General features: G+C 55.9%; 9 protein-coding genes. 2 read left to right on the top strand and 7 right to left on the bottom strand.

All coding sequences use genetic code 11. The annotated features are described in order from the left end of the window. Positions 1 to 17: 17 nt before the first annotated feature. Positions 18 to 923: a LysR substrate-binding domain-containing protein gene (locus tag NZD89_RS07450; RefSeq protein ID WP_268007102.1), complete on the bottom strand. Its 906-nt coding sequence runs from the start codon at positions 921 to 923 to the stop codon at positions 18 to 20. Between the two features lie 171 nt (positions 924 to 1,094). On the opposite strand from NZD89_RS07450, the gene NZD89_RS07445 reads away from it, so the two are divergent. Then, complete coding sequence (locus NZD89_RS07445; protein WP_268007101.1) at positions 1,095 to 2,357, top strand: adenylosuccinate synthase; 1,263 nt, start codon at positions 1,095 to 1,097, stop codon at positions 2,355 to 2,357. A gap of 124 nt (positions 2,358 to 2,481) precedes the next feature. On the opposite strand, the gene gap is transcribed toward NZD89_RS07445, so the two are convergent. The 6 genes from gap to NZD89_RS07415 form a co-directional block, all read right to left on the bottom strand. Next, the gene (gene gap / locus NZD89_RS07440) at positions 2,482 to 3,486 is read right to left on the bottom strand and encodes a type I glyceraldehyde-3-phosphate dehydrogenase (protein WP_268007100.1); all 1,005 of its coding nucleotides are present in this window, start codon (positions 3,484 to 3,486) and stop codon (positions 2,482 to 2,484) included. 14 nt (positions 3,487 to 3,500) lie between these two features. After that, positions 3,501 to 4,535 carry a sugar-binding transcriptional regulator gene (locus NZD89_RS07435; protein WP_268007099.1) on the bottom strand — a complete coding sequence of 345 codons (1,035 nt, stop codon included), beginning with the start codon at positions 4,533 to 4,535 and terminating at the stop codon, positions 3,501 to 3,503. A gap of 235 nt (positions 4,536 to 4,770) precedes the next feature. Further along, positions 4,771 to 5,733, bottom strand: coding sequence for a type I pantothenate kinase (coaA, locus tag NZD89_RS07430; RefSeq protein ID WP_268007098.1), 963 nt, complete (start codon positions 5,731 to 5,733; stop codon positions 4,771 to 4,773). 174 nt (positions 5,734 to 5,907) lie between these two features. Beyond that, positions 5,908 to 7,719, bottom strand: coding sequence for an ABC transporter ATP-binding protein (locus tag NZD89_RS07425; protein ID WP_268007097.1), 1,812 nt, complete (start codon positions 7,717 to 7,719; stop codon positions 5,908 to 5,910). Between the two features lie 9 nt (positions 7,720 to 7,728). Beyond that, entirely contained in the window at positions 7,729 to 9,501 is a 1,773-nt protein-coding gene (locus NZD89_RS07420; RefSeq protein ID WP_268007096.1) for an ABC transporter ATP-binding protein, read from the bottom strand. Between the two features lie 185 nt (positions 9,502 to 9,686). Further along, complete coding sequence (locus tag NZD89_RS07415) at positions 9,687 to 10,493, bottom strand: helix-turn-helix transcriptional regulator (protein WP_268008422.1); 807 nt, start codon at positions 10,491 to 10,493, stop codon at positions 9,687 to 9,689. A gap of 359 nt (positions 10,494 to 10,852) precedes the next feature. On the opposite strand from NZD89_RS07415, the gene NZD89_RS07410 reads away from it, so the two are divergent. Then, positions 10,853 to 11,329, top strand: coding sequence for a DUF1641 domain-containing protein (locus NZD89_RS07410; protein ID WP_268007095.1), 477 nt, complete (start codon positions 10,853 to 10,855; stop codon positions 11,327 to 11,329). Positions 11,330 to 11,421: the final 92 nt, after the last annotated feature.

Raw genomic sequence — 11,421 nt, 5'->3', positions numbered from 1 at the left:
TGTTACCTGAACTCATGTTACCTCAACTCGCCTACTTCTGCCTCCATGAAAGACGGCAAGAATTCGACAAAGGCAGCGGTCACTGCAGGCAACCCGGCACCGCGTCGGGTGAGGGCGGTGATGGTGCGCGATCCCAACTCTACATCCGTGAGCGCGACGAGAGCGAGGCGCTGCTGCGCCACGTCGTCGAGCACTGCCGACTTGGGTAACACACCCATTCCCAGTCCGGCCTGGACAAAGCGGCTGATGGCCTCCAAGCTATCGGTTTCCACGACCGCTCGCAGCGCCCCTCGCCCCTTCTCCAACTTCTCCTCGACGATATGGCGAAGTCCCGAGTCGGATCTCATCAAAATGAACGGCATATCCGCCAAATCGGATATGGAACAACTCGTCCCGGCACGCCTGTGCGACGGAGAGACGACCACGCACAACTCGTCCCGCCAAAGCGGCATCGCACAAAATGGAGCGAGGTCGTCCGGGGGGGTGGTGACAAAGGCGAGATCGATTTCCCGCTGCTTCAGGCGCTCGGTCATCACCTTCGAAGAACCGGTCACGATTTGAAATCTGACAGCTGGGTGCTTGACTGCATAGTTTGCGATGACGTTCGGCAATAAATAGATGGAAGGCGTGACACCGGACCCGAGGCGAACCGTTCCTTGCTCCGGGTCCGCCAGTTCGGACAAGGCGTCCAAGAGGCGGTTCTGCGTCTGTAACAGCTCACGCGCGGTATCGTACACGCGTTCGCCCGCGCGCGTGAGGATGAGGCGCTTGCCAACCCGGTCGAACAAGGCCGTACCAAGCGCTCGCTCCAACTGTTGAATCTGTCGCGTCACCGTCGGTTGCGTGGTGTGCAGCACTTCAGCTGCAGCGGATGCCGTCTCGTTCTCGACCACCGCCAAAAACGTTTCATAGGCTTCGAGCATCGCCGTCCCCCCTCGTCTATTACGTGACCTAATCTATGGGCCAGCGGCATATGATCCGCCTCGAACACGCATTTATACGAAATTCGAATTCATTTTATACACATCATTCATTTTACACATATAAAACAAAATCGTACACTAGGAAAGGATTTTCCTAGAGGGGGTCATCAAGTGTTTCATGCAGTGATTGGTGCGCAGTTTGGCGACGAAGGCAAGGGCAAAATGGTCGACTATTTAGCAGAACAAGCGGATATCGTCGTTCGATATCAGGGCGGTGGGAACGCAGGTCACACCATCGTCAATCAGTACGGCAAGTTTGCACTTCACCTCGTGCCGTCTGGGATTTTCCATCCACATACGACATCTATCCTCGGCGCGGGCATGGTCATTCACCCAGGGCAGCTCGTCCGCGAGTTACAGACGCTCGAGGCTGGCAATATCGATACATCGCGGCTCGTCATTTCCGAACGGGCGCACATGGTCCTCCCATACCACATCTGGCAAGATACATGGGAAGAGGAACAGCGCAGCAAAAAAGTCGGCACCACCCTCCAAGGGATTGGCCCGGCGTATCAGGATAAAGTCGGCCGATTCGGCCTTCAGTTTGGCGAATTGCGCGACCTTGGCCGGTTTGAGGAGCGCCTGCGCCTAGCCTGGGAAGCCAAACTGAACCGCATCCCCGCGCTCGCGAATTACGGACAGTTTGAAGACCTGTGGACAGAGCTCATGGCGGCGCGCGAACGCCTGCTGCCTTACATTCAAGACACGACGCCGCTGTTGTACGAGGCGGCACAAAAGAATCTGCACGTGCTGCTCGAGGGTCAACTCGGGATCATGCGCGATCTCGACTGGGGCATCTACCCATTCGTCACCTCGTCCTCACCGATTTCGGGCGGTATCCCGGCGGGCGCAGGCATTCCGCCAACCGCCATTCGACGCGTGACAGGGATTACGAAGGCCTACACGACAGCGGTCGGAGCAGGCCCCTTCCCGACCGAATTGAAGGGCGCAGAGGGTGAGTACCTACAGCGGCAAGGGCATGAGTACGGAGCGACCACCGGCCGGCCGCGCGCCTGCGGTTGGCTCGACATCCCGACGCTTCGCTACGGCGCATGGATTAACGGCTATACGGAACTCGCACTGATGAAACTGGACGTCTTGTCCGGCCTCGACCAGATTGGCGTCTGCACGGCATACCAATTGGACGGTCAAGAACACGAGTGGCCACTGCAAGCGTACGACTTGGAGCGCGTGACGCCGAAAGTCGAGATGCTAAAAGGCTGGAGTGAGGATATCTCGCACTGCCGCTCATTTACTGAACTCCCTGCGAACGCACAGGCGTTTGTGGAACAAATCGAGGCTTGGGTAGGCGTTCCTGTGAAGTTCGTCTCCGTTGGACCCGACCGCGAACAGACGATGATTCGCAACCTATAAAACGAAGTTTAAAAAAACCGAGCCGTCCGGACAACCGGATAGCTCGGTTTTTTGATGCCCTCAAACTGCCGCCTGACCATCCACGGCGGGATGATCGGGCGGCTTTTTGTAAGCAGAAAGGCCATTACATCTTGGAAGCGATGTAAGTGGCGAGGTCGACGACGCGATTGGAGTAACCCCATTCGTTGTCGTACCAAGCAACAACCTTGACCATGTCGTCGATGATCATCGTGGAGAGCGCGTCAACAGTCGAGGAGTGCGCATCGCCGTTGTAGTCGTGCGACACGAGTGGCTCTTCGCTGTATGCCAAGATGCCCTTGAGCGAGCCTTGTGAAGCTTGCTTGAGCGCTTCGTTGACCGATTCAACGGACGCGCCGGACTTCACTTGAGCGGTCAGGTCGACGATGGACACGTTCGGAGTTGGAACGCGCATTGCCATACCGTTCAAACGGCCCTTGAGGTGTGGCAGGACGAGGCCAACCGCCTTCGCAGCACCGGTCGACGTCGGGATGATGTTGAGCGCAGCAGCGCGCGCACGACGCATATCGGAGTGCGGCAGGTCAAGGATGCGTTGGTCGTTCGTATACGAGTGAACAGTCGTCATGAGGCCTTTTTCGATGCCGAAGACATCGTCGATCACCTTTGCGACTGGTGCCAGACAGTTGGTCGTGCAAGAAGCGTTGGAGATGACGTGGTGCTCAGTTGGGTCGTAGACCTCGTGGTTGACGCCCATAACGATGGTCACGTCTTCGTTTTTCGCGGGTGCAGAGATGATGACCTTCTTTGCGCCGCCTTGGGTAATGTGTACTTGCGCCTTGTTCTTGTCCGTGAAGATACCTGTGGACTCGATCACGATGTCAGCGCCGACCTCTGCCCACTTGATTGCGCCCGGATCTCGTTCCGCGAACACTTTCACGGTTTTGCCGCCGACGACGAGTGCACCGTCTTCAGCATGTACATCGGCGTTCAAAATGCCGTGTACGGAGTCATATTTGAGAAGGGCTGCCAACGTCTTTGCGTCGGTCAGGTCGTTGACTGCGACGATGTCGATGTCTTGATTGTTGAGTGCAGCGCGGAATACGTTGCGGCCAATGCGGCCAAATCCATTGATGCCAACTTTCACTGCCATGTTTGTCTCTCTCCTCACACGTTGTGTTGGTGTTGAACCAGGCGTCGTGCCGCCCCTTCATCTGTCACGAGGGTATCGATGCGATACGCCTTTGCTGCCGCCGCGATGGCATTCGCTTTCTGTGCGCCCCCTGCGACGGCGACAACCTCACGGACGTGACCGATGTCGGACAATCTCAGACCAATGGTCTTCATCGAGTAGGCGACTTCTCCGTGTTCGTCAAAGTAATATCCGAATGCCTCAGCCTTGGCTCCGCGCGCTATGAGGATGGATAACTCCTCTTCGCTCACTCGCCTGCGCCTGGCCATCGCCATCGCATCGCCGATGCCATGGACGACGACGGTCGAGGACCGGATGATTGGAAGCCGTTCCTGTACATATGGGTCCGTCAACAACTGTTCCACGGCCCCTGGTGACAATCGATCCGGCACGTGCAACATGATAGACGTACCACCGAGTTTCTCCGCCAGCGTCGACGCGATGGTATTCGCCTGATACTCCACCGTCTCGCCTACACCGCCTCGCGCTGGCACAACTTGCAGGTTGCGATAGTCCTGACGAGCGATCATGTTTCGGGCCAGGGCCGCGACGGTGGTTCCCCCCGTGACCGCGACGATGTCGCCGTCGCGAAGTACTGTGTGCAAGTGCTGACCAGCCTGTAACCCCAGTTGATCTGCCACCCAGGGTTCTGTGTCGCTATCGCCTTCGACGACAAACACGTTTTGGATATGTAACATCTGCGAAAGCGTTCGGGCCAAATCAAACCGGCCGGCTGCCGCAGCCGCTACCGCTTCTAGTTCCCCCAATAACGTGCTTCCCTCATCGGAAAGTGATACGCCCGCCGCAGAACTAAGAAGCAGCCCTTGCTGACGCAACAGATCTAGCTCGGCACGTAAGGTTCGCTCCGACTGCTGCATCGCCTGTGCGAGCGCCCGCCGCCCAATGGGACCGAGCAGATGCACGCGCTGTAGAATCCGCAAGCGCTGCTGTAGGACGTCCATCAATTCGGGTACAACTCTGCGGACAGCCGTCCAATCCGAAGTTTCCATGCAGGTTCACCCATCCCGGTTTCGACTCATCGGGACTACATAAGTCCCACCGATTCGTTTTTCGTCCCGTTAACTTTAGTTTAGCGCAGCCATCCAGACTGCGCAACGCTAGATCTGCCCATTTGCAAATGTTCACACTTTGACAAGGAGGAACAAAACAAAAAACGCACGCAAGACACTGGTCCTGAGTGCGCTCTTTTGGGTGCTGTTATGGATGCTTAGACGCCGCGACCCATTAAATCTTCCGCAAGTGTACCCGCTCGACCATATGGTGGTCGCCCTTCTGAAGAATCAAATCCGCCCGTTGTTTCGTAGGAAGGATGTTTTCTTTCAGATTTTTTGCGTTAATCTCTTCCCAAATTCGCAATGCCGTTTCGTTTGCCTCGTCCTCTGTGAGGCTGGCATAGCGGTGAAAATACGATTTGGCATCGCGAAATGCAGTTTCCCGCAGCTTTTGAAACCGTTCCACGTACCACCCGCGGATGAACGACTCCTGGGCGTCGACATAGATGGAGAAGTCAAAAAAGTCGGAGACGAACACGTTCATCGGGCGGTTGCCACTGGCTGATCGGCTCGTCTGCAGGACGTTTACCCCCTCGAGGATGACGATATCCGGGCGCCGCACGACAATCTGCTCGGAGGGCACGATATCGTATGTCAAGTGCGAATACACCGGTGCGATAACCTCCGGCTTTCCAGACTTCACATCTGCAAGAAAATGAATGAGCTTGCGCGTGTCATAGCTCTCGGGAAACCCTTTTCGATGCATGATGCCGCGGCGCTCCAACTCCCGATTTGGGAACAAAAAGCCGTCGGTCGTCACCAGATCTACTTTGGGGTGATTCGGCCAGCGCGACAAGAGCGCCTGAATGATGCGCGCAGTGGTGCTCTTGCCCACGGCGACACTCCCCGCGATACCGATGATATAGGGTACTTTTTCTCCCGCATAGCCAAGAAACCGGTGCGACGCTTGGTACAGATTTTGCGTAGCCCCGACATACAGGTTCAGAAGGCGCGTCAGCGGCAGGTAAATTTCTTCGACTTCGGCGAGCGACACTTGCTCGTTGAGCCCGTGCAGTGTCGCCAACTCCGCTTCCGTCAGCGTGAGCGGCGTAGCCTCCCGCAAGTTCCGCCACTCGTCGCGGGAAAATTTGATATACGGTGAAAACGTTCTCTTTTCCATGCTCGCTTGACGCATTCCTCTGCCCCCAGAAATGACACATAAAATGAGCCCGGTCAACCCGGGCCCCTCAATGTCCGAAGAAGATACGTCCGAACGAAACTCAGCCGTGAACCTAGCCTGGCCCGCTTGGACGGCAATTCAACCTGTAGTATACATGTTCACTGGGCAATCGAAAACGTCAGTCGTTGATTACGCCAAAAAACGGTACTGTGCAGCCACTAAATCGTAGTAATAGCCGCGAGTGCGCATGAGCGTTTCGTGCGTACCTCGTTCAACAATCTGGCCGTGATCAAAGACGAGAATTTGGTCGGCGTCGCGAATCGTGGACAATCGGTGCGCGACGACAAACGCCGTCCGACCAGCCAACAGTACCTCAAGTCCCTTTTGAATAAAGTGCTCAGTGTACGTGTCGATACTCGCCGTGGCCTCGTCGAGTATCAAAATTTGGGGATTCGCGAGAATCGCGCGGGCGAACGAGAGCAGTTGACGTTGACCTTGCGACAGACGGCTTCCGCGCTCTCGTACCTCCGTGTAATAGCCGTTCTCCAATTGCTCGATGAACTCGTTGGCGTAAACGGCGGTGGCCGCCGCCTTGACCTCCTCGTCGGTCGCCGCAGGATTGCCGTACCGAATGTTGTCCATGATGGTGCCGGAGAAGATGAACGTCTCCTGTAACACCATGCCCACCTGTGAGCGAAGGCTTTCCACGGTGACATCGCGGATATCCTGCCCGTCTATCAGGATGCGGCCAGAAGTGGGATCGTAAAAGCGCGCTAGCAGGCTGATAACCGTGCTCTTTCCCGCACCAGTGTGACCGACGAGGGCGATGGTCTGGCCTGGTAACACGTCAAAACTGACGCCGTCGAGCGCCCTGCGACCCTGCTCGTATGCGAAGACGACGTCGTCGAACGACACGCGGCCGCGCGTGATAGGCATTGGCTTTGCCGCATCTGCATCCTTGATTAGCGCCTTCGTATCGAGGTACTGGAAGATGCGCTCCGACGACGCCATGGCGACGAGAATCTGGTTGTAGACCTGACCGAGCTGCCCAATCGGCGTCCAGAAATTGCCCAGGTAATTTGCGAAGGCGACGAGCAAGCCCACCGTCACGACGTGATTGTGGAGCAGATGGACGCCATACCAGAAGAGAAGCGTGCTGCCGAGGGCGCCGGTGAGATCGACTAAGGGTCCAAATGGAATACTCCAGCGCTGCGCCAGTAAGAACTTATCCATGTAATCGCGATTCATGCGCTCGAAAAAGACTTGGTTTTCATCCTGGCGGACGTACGATTCCGTGACGCGCATCCCTTGGATGCCTTCCGCCAAGTGGGCGTTGATGCGGCTCAGGCGAATGCGCACCTGTTGCCAAGCTCGGCGGATTTGAATCGTCAGCCGCATCGACAGAAGGAACATGAACGGCACCACGACGAGCGTGGCGATGGACAACTGCCAATTGAGCGAAAACATGATGGCGATGATGCCGATGAGCGTGAACAGGTTGGTAATGCTGTTGACGACACCGTTGGTAAACAGGTCCTGCAGCGAATTGACGTCGTTCATGATGCGCACGAGGATAGAGCCTGCCGGACGGCTGTCGTAAAAGTCATTCGACAGCGTCTGAACGTGCGAGAACAGCTCTCTGCGCAGCCCCTGAATCACACTCTGACCCAGCCGGTTCGTGAGGTGAATGCGCAGCATCGAGGAGCCAAAGTTGAGCAAGTACAGAGCGACAAGCACGATTCCATAGTGGATCAGAGCCAACGGTTGACGCTCTGCGACGGCCGTGTCGATAGCTCGCCCCACCAGATAGGGGGCGAGCAGCGTGACGACCAGATTTCCGCAGGTCGCCCCGAAGGCGCCCGCGATGATGCCTGGGTAAGGTTTCATATAGGTGAACAGGCGACGCATCTGCCATAGTTCGAACTTCTTTTCCAAGGCTTCGTCGTCGCGATAGATAAAGGGGGATCGAAGAACTTCATCCGTGTGTTCCAATTGGTACACTCCTCCTCTCTACTTGCTCGTACCGTCTGTGCCAGTATGAACGGGTTGATCCGTCATCGATGCGAAATCCTGGAACTGCATGTTGAAGATCCGCTGATAGAGTCCCTCCCGGTGCACCAGCTCTTCGTGTGTCCCCCGCTGCACAATTTCCCCCCGGTCCAGGACGAGGATGGTATCCGCCCGCTTGAGGGACGAGATGCGGTGCGCAATGATAAACGTCGTACGCCCAGTCATGACCTTCATTAGAGATTGTTGAATTTCGTACTCCGTCTCCATATCCACCGCACTCGTCGCATCGTCGAGGACGAGGATGGAGGGGTTCAAGAGGATGGCGCGAGCGAGCGCTACGCGCTGCTTCTGCCCCCCGGACAGCCCCATACCGCGCTCCCCGACGAGGGTGAAGTACCCCTCCGGCAGCCCGTCGATAAACTCGGCTGCATCCGCCATCGCGGCCGCGCGTTCGACGTCCTCCCGCGAGGCGAACGGGCGACCGTACGAGATGTTGGCAAAGATGGTGGTGGAGAACAGAAACGGCTCCTGGAACACGACCCCTACCTGCCTGCGCAAGTTCTGTCGATCCCACTCCCGCACATCGACGCCATCAATGAGAATTTGCCCCTCGCCGACGTCGTAGAATCGCGCGATAAGCGACGTCAAGCTACTCTTTCCAGCTCCGGTAAGGCCCAGGAGCGCGATAGTTTCGCCGGGTTCCGCGACGAAACTGACGTTTTTCATCACGGTCGTATCACCGTAGCGGATGGTCACGTTCCGGAACTCAACCCGTCCCTTGATCTCGCCTGTGACGTGTTCGTGGCTCGCGTCCAGCGCGTCAGGGTACTCGAGAATCTCAAGTAGTCGTTCACCCGCGGCTGTCGCCTGAGTCCAGTTGTTGAGCAAGAAGCCAAGTTGAGACATGGGCCAAATCATGAACCAGACGACGCTCAGGAACGCGACGAGGTCGCCGAGATTCATCTGGTGGGACATGACGAGCCAACCGCCTACCATGAGAATGAGCACGACGCCCAGGTTGCCGACCAGTTCGATGAACGGGAAGAACTTGCGCCACAAGCGCGTTGCAGCCATGTTTGACTGGAAATAGGCGTCGTTGCGCTCGTTGAACTTGTCAATTTCAAATGATTCTTTGGCAAACGACTTGACCGTTCGCACGCCCATGATGTTTTCCTGGACCACCGAGTTGAGTTGGCCCAGGGTTTTGCGGATCTTCTGGAACGTCGGATGAACCTGTTTGTCGAAGCGGAGGGCGGTGACAGCGAGAATTGGGAGCAGTGCAGCTAGACACAGGGCCAGAATCCAATTCATCGAAAGCATCATCAGAATGCCCATCACCACGGTGAGCGCCAGATTCACCAACTGGTTAATGCCAAACGCCAAAAACATGCGAAACGCGTCGAGATCTTGTGTCATCCGCGACATCAGATCCCCTGTATGAATATTGTCATAATAGGAAAAGGGGTGATGATTCAATTTTCTGTACAGAGCGTTGCGCAAGTCGAACGCCGTCCGGCTGCCGAACAACTGTCCTAGATACGCCTGACCAAAGTTAAAAAATCCCTTGATGAATGCTGCGACTAAAATGCCAAGGGAAAGCCAGGGAAGTTTACCGTACTGCCCACCGAGGACCACATCATTGACGATCATCTTCAGAAGATAAGGGTACGCAAGCGCGAGTGCCGTGGTGATGACCAGGAGCGCCAAACTCACGTACAGATACGGTAAAAAAGGGCGATAAAACCTGCCCAAACGCCGGTAGACGCCGTCCACAAAAGTCTCTCCTTTCAGGTATCTTCGGACCGTCTGATCGGTTCGCAGTTGCTAAACAAACTAAAGAAAGCGGCAACATAGATGTGATTTAACCACAAAGAAATTGGGAATCCCATGACCTATCTGGTCGTTTTGTTGTCGGATTTGGCTGGGAAAAAAATAGGCGCCGTCCGCCAGCGCAAATCTTACTGTGCGCGTTGGCGAAAGGCGCGGGGAGAGATGCCGTAGCGTGATCGAAAGACGCGGTAGAAGTACGAGTAGCTCCGAAAACCGCATGAATCGGCAATTTGCTCGAGATTAAACGTGCTGAAGCGCATTCGGTCACACGCCATCTGCAGGCGTACTTCGAGCAAATACTGAACAATCGTCTGCTGGTAGGTTTCCTTGAATATGTGCACTGCTCGGGAAATGCTGAGGCCTGCCTCGTCTGCGACATCCTTGAGCGTAATGTCGTCCGGCGCATGGCGCTCGATGAACCATCGCATCCTATCTGCGGCAAGTGGAACCGTCGTATGACGCTCGGCGTCGTGCGCGTGTCGGTCAATCGTCAGACAGAGTGCGCGTAGGAGGTAATCACATAGCTCGGCGTTCGGGACGCCGGGTCGCCGGTGCTCTTCAATCAACTGCCGCCAGAGGTGAACGCAGTGTTCGTGGAGCGAGAGCCTCGCGTGCGTCGGTCGCCGCCGCTTATTCCACCAGTCGTCGAGCCAAGGCCCTTGGCATAGCAGGAAGAGGTCTGTGGAATGCACCGCATCTTCTTGAAATCGGTCGATTTGTAGCTCATATGCCTGCCCTGGCCCAAACATCAACAAGTCGCCTGCCTTGACGTGCATCATCTGATTGTCGACCAAAGCCCTTGCATGACCATCTGTCTGCAAGCGGAACAGATAGCAGTCGAGTACGTCTCGTTCCTTGTGTCGGTACGGTACCTCGTGCTCCGCGTAGCCGACCCCGATGACGTGTGTCCCTTGTGACTGCCGTGAGGTTTCCATTTTCAACATCGATCACTCCAATGACTGGAGATTTCGCAAACTTGATGTTACCAAATCATCATCACGGCGTATATACCGAAATTTCGCCAAACTGCGCCGCAGCACGACCCGCAAGCTATCACACTTCGAGGTCTGCACGATTCGTGGTTGAACATATGTATACGAAGTTTTTCTGATACTGAGATTAGACAAAGGGGCTTTAAGTCCACTATACTGTGGAGTGGAATTCTCACGTCGGATCATTACACCTAGCCTGTAATGTTTCCAGCGGAATATATCGAGGTTTTTTCAACACGCAGCTGAGACTAGCTATGATGCACAGGCTACTCCAGGGGTGCAAAGAGCAAGGAGGACTCAACGTGACAGAAGCAACCAACGTGAACGAGTCGGTTGACGTAACCGACGTACTTCTCAATCCACAAGTGCAAAACTCTCTGAACACAGTACTTGAGAACTTGCCACAACTCGCTTCCATTTTGACCGCTTTGACGAAAGACGAAGAGACGCTTGCCAGCTTGGTAACCGTCGTCGACAGTCTGCCGACTTTGGCGAAAGTCGTCCACTTGGTAGACCGCGTCTATCGCGCAGCAGAAGATGCGGTAACCGACGGTGATACGCTGGAAGGTCTAACGAAGATGGCACAGGGTTACGTGCAACCGTGCCTCGGCACCGTTCAAAAGGGCCGCCAGGCGTTCGAAATCGCCAAGGAACGCGCCGAAAAGGACCAGACCCGCTACAGCGTCTTCTCCCTGCTGAAGATGCTCAAGGACCCGAACGTGCAGAAGGCTCTTCGCTTTACTCAAGCGATGCTCGATGCCCTCGGAGAAGTGAAGTAAGGAAATTTCCCAAAAGAGGACCCTCGGCCGGCGAACGAACCGAGGGTCCTCTTTTTGTCCACTTGGGCTCGACGTGGACAACGTCGTCTGCG

The organism is Alicyclobacillus fastidiosus, from assembly GCF_026651875.1.
GTDB lineage: Bacteria > Bacillota > Bacilli > Alicyclobacillales > Alicyclobacillaceae > Alicyclobacillus > Alicyclobacillus fastidiosus.
Note: the sequence above shows the minus strand (reverse complement) of the source record. Positions and strands in the feature narration are given on the sequence as shown.